The organism is Microvirgula curvata (genome assembly GCF_054781615.1).
The window spans coordinates 1-17127 of sequence record NZ_BAAGUB010000025.1 but is presented as its reverse complement, the minus strand read 5'-3'; the positions used below and the strand labels follow the sequence as shown (position 1 = coordinate 17127).

General features: G+C 66.6%; 20 protein-coding genes. 7 read left to right on the top strand and 13 right to left on the bottom strand.

Annotation, left to right across the window (positions count from 1 at the left end; all coding sequences use genetic code 11):
* Positions 1-2043 (bottom strand): EscV/YscV/HrcV family type III secretion system export apparatus protein, encoded by a 2043-nt coding sequence (locus ACYVG8_RS10680; RefSeq protein ID WP_107890300.1) that lies wholly within the window; start codon positions 2041-2043, stop codon positions 1-3.
* A complete protein-coding gene (locus ACYVG8_RS10675; protein ID WP_460745761.1) occupies positions 2040-2384 on the bottom strand; it encodes a type III secretion chaperone SycN in 345 nt (114 codons plus the stop codon). The genes ACYVG8_RS10680 and ACYVG8_RS10675 overlap by 4 nt, the downstream gene beginning before the upstream one ends.
* Positions 2385-2725: 341 nt before the next feature.
* Between ACYVG8_RS10675 and ACYVG8_RS10670 the strand changes: the two genes are divergently transcribed.
* Positions 2726-4354, top strand: a complete 1629-nt coding sequence (locus ACYVG8_RS10670) for a response regulator (RefSeq protein WP_460745760.1) — start codon at positions 2726-2728, stop codon at positions 4352-4354.
* Here ACYVG8_RS10670 and ACYVG8_RS10665 read toward each other — a convergent pair.
* Positions 4340-4960, bottom strand: coding sequence for a two component system response regulator (locus ACYVG8_RS10665; protein WP_233495267.1), 621 nt, complete (start codon positions 4958-4960; stop codon positions 4340-4342). The genes ACYVG8_RS10670 and ACYVG8_RS10665 overlap by 15 nt on opposite strands.
* A gap of 137 nt (positions 4961-5097) precedes the next feature.
* Between ACYVG8_RS10665 and ACYVG8_RS10660 the strand changes: the two genes are divergently transcribed.
* The 4 genes from ACYVG8_RS10660 to ACYVG8_RS10645 are packed head-to-tail and all read left to right on the top strand — an operon-like array spanning position 5098 to position 8469.
* On the top strand, positions 5098-5490 hold the full coding sequence (locus ACYVG8_RS10660; RefSeq protein WP_460745757.1) for a hypothetical protein: 393 nt from the start codon (positions 5098-5100) through the stop codon (positions 5488-5490).
* Complete coding sequence (locus tag ACYVG8_RS10655) at positions 5487-6977, top strand: EscC/YscC/HrcC family type III secretion system outer membrane ring protein (RefSeq protein ID WP_112692720.1); 1491 nt, start codon at positions 5487-5489, stop codon at positions 6975-6977. The genes ACYVG8_RS10660 and ACYVG8_RS10655 overlap by 4 nt, the downstream gene beginning before the upstream one ends.
* A gap of 10 nt (positions 6978-6987) precedes the next feature.
* On the top strand, positions 6988-8190 hold the full coding sequence (gene sctD, locus ACYVG8_RS10650; RefSeq protein WP_460745755.1) for a type III secretion system inner membrane ring subunit SctD: 1203 nt from the start codon (positions 6988-6990) through the stop codon (positions 8188-8190).
* Between the two features lie 18 nt (positions 8191-8208).
* The gene (locus tag ACYVG8_RS10645; protein ID WP_107889004.1) at positions 8209-8469 is read left to right on the top strand and encodes an EscE/YscE/SsaE family type III secretion system needle protein co-chaperone; all 261 of its coding nucleotides are present in this window, start codon (positions 8209-8211) and stop codon (positions 8467-8469) included.
* Here the strand turns inward: ACYVG8_RS10645 and ACYVG8_RS10640 are convergent.
* Genes ACYVG8_RS10640 through ACYVG8_RS10605 form a run of 8 tightly spaced genes read right to left on the bottom strand, consistent with a single transcriptional unit; the run spans position 8436 to position 13043 of the window.
* The gene (locus ACYVG8_RS10640; protein ID WP_460745753.1) at positions 8436-9512 is read right to left on the bottom strand and encodes a TyeA family type III secretion system gatekeeper subunit; all 1077 of its coding nucleotides are present in this window, start codon (positions 9510-9512) and stop codon (positions 8436-8438) included. The two genes, ACYVG8_RS10645 and ACYVG8_RS10640, sit on opposite strands and share 34 nt — an antisense overlap.
* Positions 9509-10144 carry a hypothetical protein gene (locus ACYVG8_RS10635; RefSeq protein ID WP_460745752.1) on the bottom strand — a complete coding sequence of 212 codons (636 nt, stop codon included), beginning with the start codon at positions 10142-10144 and terminating at the stop codon, positions 9509-9511. Before ACYVG8_RS10635 ends, ACYVG8_RS10640 begins: the two co-directional genes overlap by 4 nt.
* On the bottom strand, positions 10141-10734 hold the full coding sequence (locus ACYVG8_RS10630; RefSeq protein ID WP_107889001.1) for a type III secretion system domain-containing protein: 594 nt from the start codon (positions 10732-10734) through the stop codon (positions 10141-10143). Before ACYVG8_RS10630 ends, ACYVG8_RS10635 begins: the two co-directional genes overlap by 4 nt.
* Positions 10725-11447: a type III secretion system inner membrane ring lipoprotein SctJ gene (gene sctJ / locus ACYVG8_RS10625; protein ID WP_460745750.1), complete on the bottom strand. Its 723-nt coding sequence runs from the start codon at positions 11445-11447 to the stop codon at positions 10725-10727. Before sctJ ends, ACYVG8_RS10630 begins: the two co-directional genes overlap by 10 nt.
* Entirely contained in the window at positions 11444-11782 is a 339-nt protein-coding gene (gene sctI / locus ACYVG8_RS10620) for a type III secretion system inner rod subunit SctI (protein WP_460745749.1), read from the bottom strand. The genes sctJ and sctI overlap by 4 nt, the downstream gene beginning before the upstream one ends.
* Before the next feature lie 31 nt (positions 11783-11813).
* The gene (locus ACYVG8_RS10615; protein WP_460745747.1) at positions 11814-12092 is read right to left on the bottom strand and encodes an EscG/YscG/SsaH family type III secretion system needle protein co-chaperone; all 279 of its coding nucleotides are present in this window, start codon (positions 12090-12092) and stop codon (positions 11814-11816) included.
* A complete protein-coding gene (gene sctF, locus ACYVG8_RS10610) occupies positions 12089-12304 on the bottom strand; it encodes a type III secretion system needle filament subunit SctF (RefSeq protein WP_028500351.1) in 216 nt (71 codons plus the stop codon). Before sctF ends, ACYVG8_RS10615 begins: the two co-directional genes overlap by 4 nt.
* 13 nt (positions 12305-12317) lie before the next feature.
* Positions 12318-13043, bottom strand: a complete 726-nt coding sequence (locus ACYVG8_RS10605) for a helix-turn-helix transcriptional regulator (RefSeq protein WP_036386854.1) — start codon at positions 13041-13043, stop codon at positions 12318-12320.
* A 169-nt stretch (positions 13044-13212) separates the two neighbouring features.
* Between ACYVG8_RS10605 and ACYVG8_RS10600 the strand changes: the two genes are divergently transcribed.
* A complete protein-coding gene (locus ACYVG8_RS10600; RefSeq protein WP_460745746.1) occupies positions 13213-14259 on the top strand; it encodes a L,D-transpeptidase family protein in 1047 nt (348 codons plus the stop codon).
* Between the two features lie 97 nt (positions 14260-14356).
* Here the strand turns inward: ACYVG8_RS10600 and ACYVG8_RS10595 are convergent, their stop codons facing one another.
* On the bottom strand, positions 14357-14608 hold the full coding sequence (locus ACYVG8_RS10595; RefSeq protein WP_036386858.1) for an alanine-zipper protein: 252 nt from the start codon (positions 14606-14608) through the stop codon (positions 14357-14359).
* A 436-nt stretch (positions 14609-15044) separates the two neighbouring features.
* On the opposite strand from ACYVG8_RS10595, the gene ACYVG8_RS10590 reads away from it, so the two are divergent.
* Complete coding sequence (locus ACYVG8_RS10590) at positions 15045-16679, top strand: methyl-accepting chemotaxis protein (protein WP_158537465.1); 1635 nt, start codon at positions 15045-15047, stop codon at positions 16677-16679.
* A 63-nt stretch (positions 16680-16742) separates the two neighbouring features.
* Here ACYVG8_RS10590 and ACYVG8_RS10585 read toward each other — a convergent pair whose 3' ends face one another.
* A complete protein-coding gene (locus tag ACYVG8_RS10585; RefSeq protein ID WP_460745744.1) occupies positions 16743-16883 on the bottom strand; it encodes a hypothetical protein in 141 nt (46 codons plus the stop codon).
* Positions 16884-17127 lie beyond the last annotated feature (244 nt).

Genomic DNA, 17127 nt, shown 5'->3' with positions numbered 1-17127 from the left:
TCAGGCCACCTCGCCGATCAGGTCGATATTGCCAAGGACCCGCAGTTCGGACTCGTCACCCAGTTCCTGGAACGACAGGACGGCCAGGCTGAAGAACTCGCGCTCGACGATCTTGCGCAGGAAGCGGCGCACGTCGATCGCCGTCATCAACACCGTCGAGCGCGGCGCTTCTGCCCCCACGCTCTCGCGGATGCAATCCACTATTGCCCTGTTGTGCTCCGGCCCCAGCGCCGAGTACGACCCCGCCGATGTCTGCCGGATCGACTCGCGGATCAGGCTCTCCATCCGGTCACCGATCATCCACCCGCTGATCCACGGCTGGCCGGCGCCATAGCGCGCGGTGATATGCCGGCGCAGCCCCATGCGCACGTACTCGGCCAGCATCACCGGGTCCTTTTCCCGCGGCGCCCATTCGATCAGCGCCTCGAACACGCTGCGCAGATCACGGATCGAGATGCCTTCCCCGACCAGCCGCTGCAGCACGTCGGCAATGCGGCCGATCGGCAGCTGGCGCTGCACTTCCCGGATCAGCTCGGCATACTGGCCTTCCATTGCATCCATCAGGAAGCGGGTTTCCTGCACGCCGAGCAATTCGGCCGCATGGCGGTCAACCAGTATCGACAGGCAGTGCATGATCCTGGCCTCGTCCCGGTACAGAATGACCCCCTGCAACGCCAGGGCGTCCTGCTGGCCGGCCTCGACCCACTGCAGCTGCAGTCCGCCAAACGGCAGGGCGGCGCATCGCGCAGCCTGCGGCAGTGGCGCCGAGGCGACATCCGCCAGCAGCAGGTCCGCCGGCACGTCCAGCGTCAGCACCGGCTCCTGGTACAGCAGGATGCACAGCGAGCCGGCCGCTGCCGCGCTGTCCTTCTGCAGCGGGATCTCCGGCAAGGGAATGCCCAGCTGATCGAATTTCCGCCGCCGCAACTCGTCGATCAGGCCAGGCAGCCGGCTGCCGCGCATCAGGTCGTCGGACAACCGCAGCATCAGCGGCACGGCGCCCGGTGTCATGACCAGCGCGCCGCCCCCGGCCTCGGTCCCGGGCGCGCCCGGTTCAGCCGGCGCCGCACCGCGCCGGCGTTTGCCGGTCCACCAGCCGCAGGCAGCAACCAGCCCCGCCAGCGCCACGAAGTGCAGCAGGGGAAAGCCCGGCACCAGCGCCAGCACCAGCAGCACCGCCGCGGCCAGCATCAGCACCTGCGGTTGCCGGCCGATCTGCCCGACCAGGTCATCAGCCAGGTTCTGCCGCTGCTCGCCGGGGACGCGGGTGACGATGATGCCGGCGGTGATCGAAATCAGCAGCGCGGGGATCTGGCTGATCAGGCCGTCGCCTATCGACAGGATGGCGTAGGTCGACATCGACTCGCTGGCACTCATCCCGTGCATGAACACGCCGACGGCAGTGCCTCCGAGAATGTTGACGATGATGATGATCATGCCGGCAATGGCGTCGCCCTTGACGAATTTCATCGCACCGTCCATGGCGCCGTACAGCTGGCTTTCCTTCTGGACCAGCCGGCGCTGGCGCCTCGCCTCGCCGGCATCGATGATGCCGGCGCGCAGGTCGCCGTCTATGCTCATCTGCTTGCCGGGCATGCCGTCGAGGGAAAAACGCGCGCCGACTTCCGCCACGCGCTCGGCCCCTTTGGTGATGACGATGAACTGGACGATCGTGATGATCATGAACACGATCAGGCCGACGCCAAGGTTGCCGCCGACGGCAAAACGGCCGAACGTGTCGATGATGCGTCCGGCATCGGCCTGCAGCAGGATCAGCCGGGTGGTGCCGATGGTCAGCGCCAGACGGAAAAGCGTAGTAATCAGAAGCAGCGACGGGAAAACAGAAAACTCCAGCGGCTCCTTGATGTGCAGTGCCATCATCAGCAGGACGATGGCCGTCGCCAGATTGATGGCGATCATCAGGTCGACCAGCCCGGTCGGCAGCGGGATGATCATGGTGAAAACGGCGACGAGCAATATGATGGCGAGTACGATGTCCTGCCGGCCGGCCGCCATCGCGAGCCACGGTGCAAGGCGGGTCACCACGTCGCTCCGGCGGCAGCATCCAGAAGCCGCCGCATCTCCTGATGGCAGGCCATCCAGTGGCCGGGCCCGCTGTCGCGGGCCGGCGAGCAACTGAGGAACGACTGGTCCTGCAGCAGGCACGCTCGCAGCGGAACGCCCGGCAAGCGCGTCGACAGGCATTGCCCGAGCAGCCGCTTCAGTACCTCGACACGGCAGGCAGCCGCAACCGGCCGGCCAAGCGACAGCAGTATTCGCCCATCCAGACACTCGATATAAAGCCGGCACGGCGGCATGATGAATTCCATGCACGGTTCGGTCCGCGCGGCGGACAGGCCGGACAGTTCCAGGAACTGCTCCATTCGCCGCTCCATTTGCAAATCCATCCGGTTCCCCCATGTCTGCATGCGATAGCGCGACATATCATCCATGACGGCGGGGGCTCGACCCCATCGGGTAAAGGCCTGAGTGATGGGCCTGGTACCACCGATAGCGCACGGGCCATCCCTTGTGGCCCCACTTCTGAAATTCACTATTTACTTTGCGTAAATTCCGGGACAAGACGCTCACAGGGCGCGCAGCACTCCTCCTGGGTTGTGTGCTGGGTGCATGCTGGCTGCAGGCTGAGTCGATAGGATTTTTCTATCGATACACGAAGACACGACAATTTCTCCTCGAGGAGCTCGCGAGGGAGCTGAACGTCGTGGTCGAACGGGAAAACCGCCGCTTCGGCCGGGCCAGACAGCAGGCACAATGGCTGAATCACCTGTGGACCACACTGCAGGACCAGCCCCTGTCCGGCACCGGCACACCATTGTCCCGGCGCACCGTATTCGTGCCGTTCGACGGTGCAGTGCCGAACCAGATCCAGGTGCGGCAGGCACGACGGGTCGTCGCGCTGTTCGGCGATGCGGATCCGCCTCACCGCGCCGGCGCCTTCCTGCTCCTGCCCGGCCAGGGCCTGGTGCTCTACGAGCCGGACCCGCTGTCGCCGGGCGGTGCGCCGTGCGACCGGCCGCCACCGCAACTGCAGCGGCAACCGTCCGCCACGGGTGTACCCCGCTGGAGCCAGCCGTTTCGCGATGCGCACGGGCGCCTGTGCCTGACGGTCGCGTACCGGCAGGCGGGTACCGGCATCCTGGCCGGGCAAAGTCTCGCGGTCGGCAGCCTGACCCCGGCCGACGGCACGCAGCACGGTCATCTTCTCGTTCTGCGCCGCGCGCAGGATGGCCCCGCCGTGGCCGACGGGCTGACCTCGGAAGCCCCCGCCCTGCTGCGCAACCAGTTGCCTCCGCGCTGCGAACGGACGTTCGCCGCACGGATCGGCGACTTCCGGGCCACATGCCGGACGCTGGCCAACCCTGACTGGGAGATTGTCGGCCTGTTCTCCGGTGCCACCCTCGCCCGGCAGACGCTGGCCCTGCTGGGGGGACCGGCGCTGCCCTTTGTCCTGATGGCCCAGCTGGCGTCGTTCATGCTGGCCGGTGTCACGCTGTGGCAGCTGTGGCGGCCCCACGCCACGCCACGCGACAGGCCTCCGCCCCCCCCGGGCGTTGCGCCCCGGCAGCCCGCGCCACGCAGCACGCCCCCTCGGACCCCGTCAGCCCTGAGCCGCGCCGACGGGCCGCCCCCCCTGGTGGTCAGCCCGTGGTCGCTCAGCGTGCTGCTGGTCGATGATGTCAGCCTCAATCGCGACATTGTCGCCAGGATGCTGTCCGGGCTCGGCCATCGCGCCGAAACCGTACCAACCGGAAGTGATGCCCTGGAACGCGGCCGCCAGCAGGTGTTCGATCTGGTGCTGATGGATGTGCACATGCCCGGCCTGGACGGGCTGGAAACCACGCGATGCTGGCGCGACCCGGCAGCCGGGCTGCTCGACCCGGATACGCCGGTCATCGCCCTGACGGCAGACGGAAGGCCGGTCGGACGCACCCTGGCCCTGCAGGCCGGCATGAACGGCTGCCTGACCAAGCCGGTCGGCCTGGCGCAGCTGTCCGGCGCGATAGACCTGGCGATTTCGCTGCAACTGGAACGCGGCATCGATCTGGCACCGAATCCGGCACTGCTGCGCCCGCTACTGGATGCCGCGGACCCGGCCGTCAGCCGTGGGCTGCTGGCGGGCTACGCGCGAATCAGGGTCGACTGGCGCTCGCAGGAGCGCCAGCGCCTGCTCGGCAGCCTGCACGCCCTGAAGGGATGCGCGGGCCAGACCGGCATGGCCCGGATCCAGGCCCGTGTCGAGCGGCTGGAGACGCGGGTGTGGCAAGGTGGCTGGCCAAGCCGGCGGGCGATCCGGGCGCTGGGCCGGGTGATCCGCTCAGTGAATGCCTAGCCGGCTGGCCCAGTCCGCCAGCGCGACCGCATTGTGTGCATCGAGCTTTCGCATCAGGTTCAGGCGGTGCGTTTCCACTGTCTTGATGGTAATGGTCAGGCTTTCGGCGATATCCCGGTTGCGCAGGCCCTCGGCAATCAGCTTCAGCACCTGCCGCTCGCGCGTGGTCAGGCGGGTCTGGCCCGCGGTGCCCTGCGGGCCGGCGACCTGCCCGGCATCGAGCGCGGGATCGAGAAACGCCTTGCCGGCCAGTGCGAGGTGCAGGGCGGCCAGCAGCGTCTGGCGCGGACTTTTCTTCAGCACATAGGCCTGTGCACCGGCGGCCAGTGCATCGCGCGCTCGATATTCGGCCGCATCGGCCGTGAGCACGACCACGATCAGGGCCGGCCAGCGCCGCTTCAGCTGGCGGATGACATCGATGCCGTCCATGCCGGGCAATCCCAGATCGAGCACCACGACGTCCGGCAGCAGTTGCTGGCAGGCCTGATAGACCTGCAGGCCGTCGCCGACTTCACCGACCACCAGGTAGGTCGGAACGGACGACAGCAGGCTCCTGATGCCATCGCTCAGCAAGGAATGGTCATCGACCACGAGTATCCGGCGCACGGAAGGTCCTGTTCTGTGGGAAACGGGAAAAAAGGACATGGCGGCGAGGGAAAGCGGGAGATTCAGGCCATCACCTGATTCATCTTACCGGCATCGCTTCCCAGAATACAAAAGTCTCCAGAACGGCTTTACCCCCGATGAAAATGCCTGATTCTTTAGCTGCTCTGACATGGATCACGACCCGGAAATCCGGTGCGGGGCACTGGTCACTGGACCTGGCCGGCATGCCGGGCTGGTGCCGGGTGCATGCGCAGGGAAGCTGCTTTGCCGTGGTCATCGGCGCGGTCCGCGACGACGGCTGGCTGATCCGGACCTGCCTGTGGCTGGCGTCGATGCGCGGCGGGCTGGACGACGGATTGTTGCTGGATGGAGACAGGCTGTGGCTGGTGCGCTGCCACGCGGCGGACATTGCGCCGGCCGAGCTGGAAGCGGCGCTGCTCCAGCAGTCGGCCATCGCCAGCCGCTTGCGCAGCGATGCCCCTCCGCCCGGTACCGCCATTACCGTCGATGCGCTGGGAAAGCGGGTATGAAGGCCGGGGGGTACGGGTGGGTCGCCGCCAGTATCGCCGGCCTGTCGTCGCCCGCCACGGCCGTCATCGCCTGGCAGGACAGCGCGCCCTATGTGCTGTCGACGCGCGGCAGCAAACTGGCCAGTGTCCTGAACGAGCTGGGCGCCAATCACGGCATCCCGGTGATTGTCAGCCCCCAGGTCGACGATGCCTTTGTCGGCACCCTGCGGCCAATGCCCCCCGGGCAGGCGCTCGACCTGCTGGCGAAGCAGTATCAGCTGGCCTGGTACCACGACGGACAGGCCATCCATGTTTACAAGGCGCGGGAAGTCGACACCCGGCTGGTGACGCCGGTCCACCTGCCGGTCGCCACGCTGCGCGAGCAGCTGCGCGCCACCGGGCTGCTGGACGCACAGCACTGCCGGGTGCGCACCGTCGCCGCCAGCAATGCCATCGAGGTTCTCGGTGTCCCCGCCTGTATCGAGCGGATCACCCGCTTTGCCAGGCGCATCGACGAGCAGCAGCGCCAGTACGAGGAGCACCAGATCATCATCCAGCTATTCCCGCTGAAATATGCGAATGCAGCCGATGCCGATTACAGCAGCCGCGGTCGGCAGATACGCATCCCCGGCGTGGTCTCGGTCCTGAAGGACATGGCGCGGACCGGCGGACCGGCCGTGGCGCCGACCGGCGGGCAGGCGGCGGCAGACCCGGGGCCGATACCGGTGTTCTCCGCCTATCCGCCACAGAATGCAGTAGTGGTGCGCGATCGCAAGGTCAATCTCCCGCTGTATGCCCGGCTGATCGAGCAGCTCGACCGCAGGCCGACGCTGATCGAGATCTCGGTCACCCTGATCGACGTCAACTCGGAAGATCTCGGGACGCTGGGCGTCGACTGGTCGGCCTCGGTGGGCATCGGCGGCGCCTCGGTGCATCTGAACGACAGCGGCCAGCCGGACGCCGGCAATTTCTCGACCGTCATCGCCGATACCGCGCGTTTCATGGTGCGGCTCAGCGCACTGGAACAGAATGCCAGGGCACAGATCCTGTCCCGTCCCTCGGTAGTCACGCTGGACAACAGCACGGCCGTACTCGACCGGAACATCACGTTCCACACCAAGCTGGTGGCCGACAAGTTCGCCCGTCTGGAGTCGATTTCGACCGGCTCGCTGCTGCGCGTGACGCCCCGCCTGATCCGCAGCGGGGCGCAGACGGAGGTCATGCTGGCGCTGCAGATCCAGGATGGCCGGCAGGCCGCGGCCGTCAGCCGGCAAGAGCCCCTGCCACAAACCCTGAATGCCGAAATTTCGACCCAGGCCCTGCTGAAAGCCGGCCAGAGCCTGTTGCTGGGCGGTTTTCAGCAGGACGAACACACGGAGGCCGAGCAAAAGATCCCGCTGCTGGGCGACATTCCCCTGCTCGGCAGGCTGTTCAGCTCCACCCGGAAGAACAATCGGCGCACCGTCAGGCTGTTCCTGATCAAGGCCGAGCCGTCAGTCCAGTCATGAGTCGTCGCCCATGGCCTTCCTGCTGAAACTGAAATGGCTGAACGGCCCGCTTGCCGGCCGCGAACTCTCCCTGCCGGCCGGCGACACCCGCCTTGGCGGCGCCGACCCGGACCTGGCCCTCCCGCTCGAACACGGCCAGGCCACCGTGCTGACGGTTACCGCGGCAGGGCTGACCCTGTCGCCGCCGCTGCCGGTCTGGGTATCCGGCCGGCCATGGGACGGCTCGCAGCCCCTGCCTCCCTGCGTCGTCATCGATCTGGCGGGTCTGGCCTTTGTGCTGGGTGCCCCCGACGCGACATTGCCCGCCCTGCCCGTGCCGCCGCGCCGCGCGGCAAGGCGTACCGGCCCCCGCCAGCGGGCGCTGTGGCTGGCGGCCGGCATCATGGTGACACTGGCCGGATTGCTGGGCTTCTGGCCGCAGCCGGCGACAGTCGGTCCGGCCCCCTTGCAGGCCGTCGACAGCCCCGACCCGGCGCCAGACGGGCTGCAGATCGAATACGACGCCCAGGGCGTGGCCACCCTCAGGGGAGCATGCGCGTCGTCCGACAGCGTCGAGAGGCTGCGTCGCCGCCTGCGCGAAAGGGGACTGCCGCTTCGCGACGAAAGCGCCTGCGCCGACAGGCTGCTCGACAGTGTCCGGCACGTACTGACGCTGAACGGTTATCTCGATGCCGAAGTCAGCCACGGTGACAGCCTCGATACGGTCGTCATTCACGGTGCCATCGTGGCCGACGATGGCTGGCGCCGCACGGTCAGGCAACTTGAAGCGATCAAGGCGCTGCGCGACTGGCGTGTCGAAAACGACCGGGCCTCGCGTTTCGACCAGCTGCTCGACCTGCTGGCGCAGCAGTCGATGCTGGAAGGCCTCAGCATTACCCTGTCCGGCAGGACATTATGGGTCAGCGGGCAGCTGGCACCCGCTCGCGAGGTCGCGCTGCTCGCCGCACTGTCCGCCTTCAACCGGCGCGAGCCGGCGCGGCTGCAGGCCCGGTTCCAGAATATCCCGCCCGGCCGGCCGGATATCTGCATGTTGCCCGCCGCGATCGTCAGTCTTGGCGGCAAGGCCGGGTCGCTGTACGTCGAACTGGCGAACGGCGTGCGCCTGCGCCAGGGCGCCACGCTGCCCAGCGGCTACACCATCTACATCCTGTCCCCTTCAGCCATGGCGCTGCTCAAGGGGCAGCGCCTGATGTCGCTGCCCCTCAAGCTGTAACCGATCCAGGAATCCATCATGACCCCGTGCCGACTGACCCGAATCGAACATGTACTGCATGCCGACCGCGACGGCACTGCCCGCGACCGGGCGCTGGAGAAACTGCTCGCGGCCGAACGACTGCTCCGGCAGTCCATGCGCCAGCCCGACAGCCGCGAGAATCATCAGGCCATGGCGGCGCAGCTCGATGCCTGCCGGAGCGCGGCACAGGTCATCGAACGACTCTGGCGACGCCACCACGGCGGTCAGCCGCCCTGGTCCGCCAGCCACTCCAGATAGCCGGCGCATGCCGTCTGCAGCGTTTCCCGCTGGTCGTCCGCGCCGAAACACTCGTCCGGCAGCAAGCGGACCAGCCCGGACAGCTGCCGGCCATAGCGCAGGCGCAGGCGGGCATCCCCGACCAGGCTGTCGACATGGCCGGCCACACCCTCTGCCCCGACCCAGGCCGACTGGAGCAGCGCCAGCACGCCCTGCATGACGCAATCGCCATCCAGGCCGGGAACGGCCAGGGCGTCCGCGATGCGCCGGCAATGGTCTTCCAGACCGAAGAACAGCAGGATGCGCTTGAGGTCGGCCATGACCGCCGCCAGGTGCGCGCCCATGACCGGTTCTTCGGCGGACAGCTCGAACGCCAGGGCCCGGATCAGCGTCCGCAGCTTGCGCTGGCGGTCGCGCAGGCGGCGAAAGCCGTCGAACCAGCCGACCAGACTGTCACGTCCCGCCGTCGCACACTGGTACAACTGCCGCAATTCGGCCAGATCCCTGCTTCCGGCCACCCCGAATTCCAGGTAGCTGAACAGCTGCAGGGTCCAGCCGTCCTCCTCCATTGCGGCGGTCTGGGCCTGTTCCAGCCGCGCACGCCGCGCCCCCGGTCCGGCCCTTGCCAGCTGCGCCGCCAGCAGCAGCGCGGCCTGGCCCGCATCCAGTCCCCGTTCCCGCAAGGCGGCGCCGGGGTCGGCCGCCGCCTCGAAACCGGCGCCGCGCCGGAACAGTTCGTCCAGGCGAACGGGCGTGACGGCAGAGGTCTTGTCAATCATCCGCTGCAGGATGGCCCCCGCCCGCCGGCGCTGCACCTGCCCGTCGTCCGCGGGGCGAAACTCGCGGAGCCGGGCCCCCAGCATCAGGCCGATGTTCTCGATCGTTTCCGCCAGTGCATCGGCCTTTACCGCCGCCGCGGAAAGCGGCGACGCGCCGAGCGCCTGCTGCGCCAGCGCCAGCATCGACTGTGCCGGCTGCACCTGCGTGCCGACCGGTCCGGACGGCGATGGCAGAGACAGCGGTCCGCCCGGCCTGACGGGTGTGACATCGATCCGGTCCGTCATGGCGGAGCCCGGTTTCCGTGCCGCAGTCGCGCGATGACGGCCTGCAGGTGGGCCTCAAGGTCGATGACCACGCGGGAAAACGGGGTATCCAGTACCGCCTGTCCTGCCTGCAGTCCATGGTCGGCCACGATGCGGACGAACGCCAGCCCGGCGCATGCCTGGCCGACGGCCTCCGACTGGCCCGGCGAAACGCGCAGAGTCAGCGGCTCGTCGGCCGGCAGTCCGGCCAGCCGCTGACGCAGGTGCTGCACGAGCAGCCCGGCAGGATCCTGCCCGTCGATCAGTGCTTCCAGTTCCGCGGCCAGCAGGGCCCGCAGCCGGGACTCGAGCCGGCCGGCCAGGACGACTTCCAGCTCGCGCTGCTCGACCAGCCATTCGACGGCCTCGTCGATGGCGGCGGTGCGCAATGCCGCAATATCGCGCTGCGCAGCCGCCACCCCGTCCCGGCGCGCTGCCTCGCGCACGCTGGCCGCATCACGTTCTGCCCGCCTCACCATCTCTCCGGCCTGCAGGCGGGCATCGGCAAGCAGCGCCGCCACCCCGGCCAGGCACTGCATTTCACTGGCGCGGACGATCGGGCCGACCGGAGCAGGCCCGGGCAGGCGGGGGATCGGGATCGTCCAGGCCGTCACAGGAAGCGCTCCACTCTCAACAGGCAGTCAGCCGCCGTCGCCATCGGTGGCGCCGGGCCGTCACCGGCAGGCAGAAGCAGGGCCAGCGCCATGCAGACCGGGCAACCTTGCCCGTCGCGAGACCACCAGTGTGCGCCGGCTGCTGCCGCGCCGGACACCAGTGCCGCCGTGGCCGGCAGGGTCCGCTCGCCGCGCCAGGGCCGGTGCAGTGCCAGCAACTGGTCGCAGGCCCGGCTGCCGAGGCAGACGGCCAGTGCGCGCCGGTACGCCCCCACCAGCAGATAGTCCGGGCAGTCGAGGGCAATCAGCCCCAGGGCGACGATCAGACCGGGCAGCCGCGGCACCAGCGTCAGCAGGGCGCTCTGCCGCCCGTCGAGCACCCCGGGCAACGGCCTGCCCGGAAAGCCCCTCCGCGCGACGATTTCCCGGTCGATGGCCGCACGGCACGCCGGGTGGCGCTGATAGTCGTGCCGCCAGCGCGCCAGCTCCAGCCGGTGCCACCAGTCGGCATGCATGTCCGCTCCCGGTTGCCAGGCCAGCCGGTGCAGGAGCCGGACCGGAGGGGGCACGCCCGTGACGCTCAGCGCCATGCCGGGTGACGCCTGAACCACAGGGCCAGCGCCCCCAGCGCCACGGCGAGCCCGGCCAGCAGCGCGATCAGGACAGGACGCCGGCTCGCCAGCCAGCCAGCCGCCCCGGGCGGCGGAGGCGAACGCGGCTGGTAGCGATAGGCCGTTGCCTGCAGGAGAAGGCTGATCTTTTCCGGCTGGAGATTCGGTATGCCGTTGAACACCAGATGGCGAATATCCGCCTCCCGGTTGGCCAGGTTCACTTCCGGGCTGTGCTTGATGAATACCGATGCCGACAGGGTTGGCGGCTCGCGCCGGTGCTGACTGGCGCTTTCGGCAATCGACACCTGGGCACTGACGACGCCCTCCATGCCACGCAGCATCTTTTCCAGCAGCTGTTCCTTCAGATAGAGGATCTTTGCCTGTTCCTGCGCCGGCGAGGTCACCAGCTGCCCGGACGGAAACAGGTCTTCCATGCTGTCGGTTTTCTTGCCGGGCAATCCGTGCTGGCGCAGGACTTCGACAGCATTGACGAATTGCGCCTTGTCGACCCGGATGGTGATGTCGCCCCCGCCGGTCACGTCCTTGTCGGCCTCGATGCCACGCAGCATCAGCAGGGCCAGCATCTGGTTTGCCTCGTCCTCGACCAGGCCGCTGTACAGGTCGACCTTGCATCCGCCCAGGCACAGCAGCAGGCACAGTCCTCCGGCCAGTCGGCGCGCGCGCGGGTTCATTGCATGTTCACCAGCCGGTTGATGCCCTGCGACAGGGACCCTGCCGTCTTGGCCATCAGGTCGACCTCGATCAGCGATTTGAGCAGCGCGGCCTGCACCATCAGCATATCGGCCGGGTGGCCCGGCATGCGGCCTTCCCCGCGGGCGGCGGCCAGGGCACCGTCAATCTCCTTCACCCTGGTCTGCAGCTGGTCTGTCATCGCCGCTTCCGGCAGCGTCCCGTCCGGCGGGCCGGACAGGGCCCGGGCAAAGCGGTCGACCTCGGCCGGATCGGGCGAGGCGGGCACAGCGTCCGGCCGGGATGGCAGCGGTGCCGTGAGAGTCTGGATTTCCATTTTCGTTCTCCGGGAAGGGGCGATTGCGTCCTCAGACGCGGGGCATGTCGGGCATGGCCTCACCGTGCACCAGCCGGCGCAGCACGGCGGCCTCGGCAGAAGCGTCGCCTTCCAGCAGGGCCATGGCCGCCTCCGGCTGGCCGAGGCCCACCAGCAGCGACGCCTCGAGAATCCGCCGGACCCCGCCGTCCCCGACCAGCCACGGCAGGGCGGCACGGATCGACTCGGCTTCCCGGTACAGGCCATGGTTGACGGCAGCCAGGCCGGCTTCGGCAATCAGGCGGCAGGTATCGCGCGGCGGTCGGGTCATATTTTCTGGATGATGCCGGACAGCATGTCCTTGAACGCCCTGATCAATGCGCTTTCATAGGCGACGAACACCGAGTACTGCTGGATCGCGAACTGGGCTTCCAGCATGCGGGCCGGATTGTCGAGATTGCTGGCGGTCATTTTGGCCTGGATGTCCTGCCCGGCCAGTTCCACCCGCCGGGACAGCTGGTGGGTAACGGTATTGATGTCCATGATTGATTTCCTGTCATCGGTAATCGGTGCACGGCTTGTTCGCAGCCCGCAGGCGGAACTGCCTGGGATTGCAATGAAAGCGGCGGCGGAAGCTGTCGGTAAAATGGGCGTGATTGGAAAAACCGCATTCGAGCGCGATATCGAGCACCCGCATCGGCGTCGACAGCAGCAGTCCGCGCGCATGCTGCAGGCGTTGTTCCAGCAGCCAGCGCTTGGCGGTCATGCCGTACATGTCCTGGAACAGGATGTTGAACTTGCGCAGCGGCATGTCGAACGCCTCGGCAAAGCGGACGACCGACCACTGGTTCAGGTAGTTGGCCTGGATAAAGTCGGAAAAAGCCTGGTCGCCGGAGATGCTGTGCCGCAGCAGGGCGGAAAAGTAATGCCGGTCAACGCCGAGGCAGTAGACGTAGGTGAAGCGCAGCAGCGTGACCGGCATGGATTCCGCCAGCAGCAGGACAACGCCGAGCACGTCGCGGTCCGCGCCGACGATGCGGACCGGTTCGCGCAGGAACCGTCCCTGCGGCACCTCGTCCAGCAGGCCCAGCACATCGGGATAGATGGCCCGGAAGTCAGCCGCCTGGACGTCGAAATACGGCATGCGTCCCCCCCGGACGTCCATGCCGACGGCGGCATCGTTGCCGGTCACTACCAGGCAGTCAGGCGGGTAGTCATGCTGCCGGCCCTGTATCCTCAACTGGCCACCGTGCCTGCTGACGATGAATCTCACTGCTTGCATCGCATTACCCTGGCTCGCTGTTTGGCCCGGGTGACATGATCGGGATTGCGGAGGGTCATTGTGTATCGGGTGTTGACCTGAAACCGTGCGCCGGCGGCGAACGGAATGGCAAGCTGCCGCCTGCAGGGCTAACGTGAAGGGTACCCAGACCGTTGTACCAGGAGGTCCCGTGCGCCCCCCATTCCGCCTTGGCATCCCCGTGCTGGCGGGGCTGTTTGCCACCGCCGCGCCGGCGCTGGAGTTCGCCTTGCCGACACAGGGCGACACCGTGGTCGGCGAAGCCTTCGTGGTCACGCCGACGCCGGACAATACGCTGTTCGACCTCGCGCGCTATTTCGATACCGGCGCGCTGGACATCACGCTGTCCAACCCCCGGCTCGACCCCTGGGTGCCGGGAGCGGGCCAGCGCGTGATCATTCCGACCGAGTACATCCTGCCACCAAAACCGTGGCGCGGCATTGTGGTCAACATTCCGCAGCGCCGGCTGTTCTACTTCCCGCCCAAAACGGCCAGGCGACCGGCCACGGTCATCACCTTTCCGGTCAGCATCGCCCGCGAGGGCTGGTCAACGCCGCTGGGAGACACCCGGGTCGTCGGCAAGTACAAGGATCCGGCATGGATCGTGCCGCGCAGCATCAAGGCCGAGCACGAGGCGGGCGGCGAGCCGTTTCCCGACTATTTTCCGCCCGGTGTCGACAATCCGATGGGCATGCTGGCGATCCAGACCGGCTTCAGGGGCATCTTCATCCATGGCACCAACAAGCCATGGGGGCTGGGACTGCGCCAGAGTCACGGCTGCCTGCATCTGTATCCTGAAGACGCGGTACAGCTGTTCGGACAGGTCGCGGCCGGCCTGCCGGTCCGCATCGAGAACCGCCCGCTGGTGGTCGGCATCCGCCACGGCGGCGTGGTGATGGCACGCTATCCGGGCGTAAGCGAATATCCGGCGGCCCCCGTCGGGCTGGACACGCTGCGTGCCCGCATTGCCGCGCTGCCTCCCCGCGCCGGCCCGCCCGAGGAGCTGGACTGGGCACGGGCAAAGACACTGCTCGGATCGGGCAGTGCGCTGCCGGTGCCGCTGGCTGTCGGCAGCCCGCTGCCGGCCCGGCGGCTGGCCGATGCGCCGGCACGGCCCTACACCCACCCGCCGTATGGCAGCGACGCCAATCAGGCCAGTCCGCCAGTCCGGCCCGGCAGCGCGGCGGGCACCGACTGAGCAGGGGCCGTTCGTCGTTGTCGACGCACACCGACGCCAGTCTGGCCGCCGGTGCGCCCCCGTGCCGCATGCAGCCTGCGGGACGGTTCGACATGTCCTACTTCATCATGCCCTTCTGCCCCATGCGCTGCAGTTGCTCGCGGGTCTGATTCGATGTCGACATCGCCTGATCCGCCTTGGCACTGGCATCGTTCGCCTGATTCAGTGCCTGATTGGCGGTGGACAGCGCCTGGTCAGCCGTCGCCTGCGCATGCTGGACTTCGGCCTTGGTCGCGCCGTCGGTCGCGCAGGCGGACAGGCCCAGCACCAGGCAGACCGACATCAGGCCGGTATAGGATTTCAGATCCATCGTATGTACTCCTTTTGTGAAGGAAAACAGGAGGCAGAAATACCCGATTCCGACTGGAAACCGGGTGTCCGCAGCAAGGCAGTACGGTGCCCGCCAGCGGCGTTATCGGGCACACCCCCTCACCCATTACTAACACTGGATTCGGAAAAGGCAAGCTTGTGCCGGCCCGCTTTTCATTCCGGCAGTTTGCCGGCAACGGCACGATTAATTCTTAAAGAATAAAAACAGGCCTTTTAACAACCAATTCAGCATAAAAATCATGATCTCAACCAGGAGATTTCCGGGTTTCCGGCGCCAATATCAGTTGTTGGCAGCGGCGGGTTTCAGCCCCTCCGCAGAGGCTCCGATACAGCGAAGCACCCTGTCCATCCGCTGTTCAGCATGCCGCATGCCGAGTCCGGGGGAGGGCCAGCACAAAAACCGCATGGGATCCGCAATGAACAGATTAAGTATCAGTCATAAACTGGCAATCGGCTTCGGGTTTACGCTATTACTGCTTGCCATCGTGCTGGCGACGGTAAATTCCGGATATTCCGTCCTGCTCGACGCGGCATCCAATACCTCGGAAAACCGCTTGCCCAAAGTCACCATCATCAATGCGGCGACTTCCAATCAGACTTTGCAGATATTTCGCCTGCAGGAATTGATTGCCGCGAGCAGCGATGAAGATAACAAAAGAATCAACGACGAATTGAACCGGCTGCAGCAAAAACTCGGCGACGGCATACAGGCGCTGTCCGAACTGTATTCCCGCTACCCGCCAAGCGCATCGACCACGCTGTTCCAGGATGTGCTGAAGACCAAGGCGCTGGTTGATCCGCTGCAGGCCAGGGTCCAGGCGCTGGCTACCCGGAACCAGGGCGAAGAAGCCATCGCACTGATGAAGGAACTGGCCCCGCTGAACGACAAGCTGTTCGACCAGCTCGACAAGCTGAACACCGAAACGCTGGGTCGCACCATGGAGCAGAGCCGGAGCGCGACCCGGGAAGGCCGGCAGGCGCAACTGCTGACCTGGATCATCAGCGCTGTCTGCACGCTGGTCACGGTCGCGATTGCGGTCCAGATCATCCGCTCCATCACCCGGCCGCTGGCCGCCGCGGTGCAGGTGGCGAAAATCGTGGCGGCAGGGGATCTGAGCCAGCCCCTCCTGCCCAGGGGCAACGACGAAATCGCCCAGTTGCTGCGTGCGCTGGCGGACATGCGCGATGCGCTGGTCACCTCGGTTCGCGCCATCAACAGCAGCGCCGGACAGGTTGACCAGGTAGCCAATGAATTGTCATCGTCGTCCGGACTGGTGCTGCAGGCATCACACCGGCAGAACCAGGCCGCCAGCTCGGTTGCCTCGTCGGTCGAGCAGTTGACCGTCAGCATCGGCGAAGTCGCCGCTGCCTCCGCCCAGCAACAGAGTCATGCGCAGGAAAGCCTGGCCACCACCCGGGAGGGCGCCGTGCAGCTGAACAACCTGATTGCGGAAGTGAAGAAGATCCAGCAGAACGTTGAGGAAGTCTCCGGTCACGTCAACGCGTTTTCCGACGACACGCACCGGATTTCCCTGATGACCAGCCAGGTGCGCGATCTCGCCGACCAGACCAATCTGCTGGCGCTGAACGCAACCATCGAGGCCGCACGGGCGGGTGAGGCCGGACGCGGCTTTGCCGTGGTCGCCGACGAAGTCAGACTGCTGGCGGAAAAGTCTGCGCTGTCAGCCAGCCAGATCAACGAAGTGACCAGCGTGCTGACCAGCCGCTCCGGCCAGTTGCAGATTGCCGTGCGCCAGAGCCAGGATTCGCTGCAGTCGAGCGAACACTGCATCGCCGTGGTCGAAGGCGCATTCCGTCGCAGCGAAACGGCCGTCGAATTGACCGTGCAGCGGTCCGGCTCCATCGCCAGCGCGGTCAAGGAGCAGCAACATTCCAGCGGCGACATCACCCGCCATATGGAACAGGTCGCGCAGATGGCGGAGGAAAACACCACCATCGTCGGCCAGATGTCGGACAACGCCAGCGCCATGACCCGCTTGTCGGCCGAGCTCGGCCAGGCGGTGAATGCGTTCCGGCTGCCGGACGCCTAGGCGAAGAACGGGGGCAGGGACCACGAAGGAGAGGACGGCACATGCCCGACTGCAGGTACGGGGTTACGGGGTGAACTTGCCTTCGAAGCTCTTGCCCCAGTTGTCGCCAGTCCCTCTCAGGTCGCCCTCTCCGGCATTCGCGACGGAGAGGCCGCCCAGGGCCAGCACGATGACAAGCACGCTGGCTCGCAATGACTTTTTCATGATTTGCCTCGATTGCCCATTCTGCATGAGTGGAAAATCGAGAATAGCACCGGGACATTCCGGCTCGTGTAACGGTGCCATGCTCAAAAGAACAAGGGCGCTGCAGCGCCCTTCCGGCCGGGCACGCGTTATCGATGCAGAACATTGAATGAATCATTAATTACATGTTTTATATAGAGTTTTTAAAACAATTTACTATTTTGTGTACCTAACCGTGTACCTAAAACAAGAAGTGCCTATGAAA

Bases quoted from the DNA above. Each gene is read 5' to 3' on its own strand.
- ACYVG8_RS10675 (WP_460745761.1), bottom strand. From the start codon at position 2,384: ATGGAGCAGTTCCTGGAACTGTCCGGCCTGTCCGCCGCGCGGACCGAA.
- sctF (WP_028500351.1), bottom strand. From the start codon at position 12,304: ATGGACATCAATACCGTTACCCACCAGCTGTCCCGGCGGGTGGAACTG.
- ACYVG8_RS10595 (WP_036386858.1), bottom strand. From the start codon at position 14,608: ATGGATCTGAAATCCTATACCGGCCTGATGTCGGTCTGCCTGGTGCTG.
- ACYVG8_RS10605 (WP_036386854.1), bottom strand. From the start codon at position 13,043: ATGCAAGCAGTGAGATTCATCGTCAGCAGGCACGGTGGCCAGTTGAGG.
- ACYVG8_RS10615 (WP_460745747.1), bottom strand. From the start codon at position 12,092: ATGACCCGACCGCCGCGCGATACCTGCCGCCTGATTGCCGAAGCCGGC.
- ACYVG8_RS10660 (WP_460745757.1), top strand. From the start codon at position 5,098: ATGAAAATGCCTGATTCTTTAGCTGCTCTGACATGGATCACGACCCGG.
- sctI (WP_460745749.1), bottom strand. From the start codon at position 11,782: ATGGAAATCCAGACTCTCACGGCACCGCTGCCATCCCGGCCGGACGCT.
- ACYVG8_RS10640 (WP_460745753.1), bottom strand. From the start codon at position 9,512: ATGACGGACCGGATCGATGTCACACCCGTCAGGCCGGGCGGACCGCTG.
- sctJ (WP_460745750.1), bottom strand. From the start codon at position 11,447: ATGAACCCGCGCGCGCGCCGACTGGCCGGAGGACTGTGCCTGCTGCTG.
- ACYVG8_RS10655 (WP_112692720.1), top strand. From the start codon at position 5,487: ATGAAGGCCGGGGGGTACGGGTGGGTCGCCGCCAGTATCGCCGGCCTG.
- ACYVG8_RS10590 (WP_158537465.1), top strand. From the start codon at position 15,045: ATGAACAGATTAAGTATCAGTCATAAACTGGCAATCGGCTTCGGGTTT.
- ACYVG8_RS10630 (WP_107889001.1), bottom strand. From the start codon at position 10,734: ATGGCGCTGAGCGTCACGGGCGTGCCCCCTCCGGTCCGGCTCCTGCAC.
- sctD (WP_460745755.1), top strand. From the start codon at position 6,988: ATGGCCTTCCTGCTGAAACTGAAATGGCTGAACGGCCCGCTTGCCGGC.
- ACYVG8_RS10645 (WP_107889004.1), top strand. From the start codon at position 8,209: ATGACCCCGTGCCGACTGACCCGAATCGAACATGTACTGCATGCCGAC.
- ACYVG8_RS10585 (WP_460745744.1), bottom strand. From the start codon at position 16,883: ATGAAAAAGTCATTGCGAGCCAGCGTGCTTGTCATCGTGCTGGCCCTG.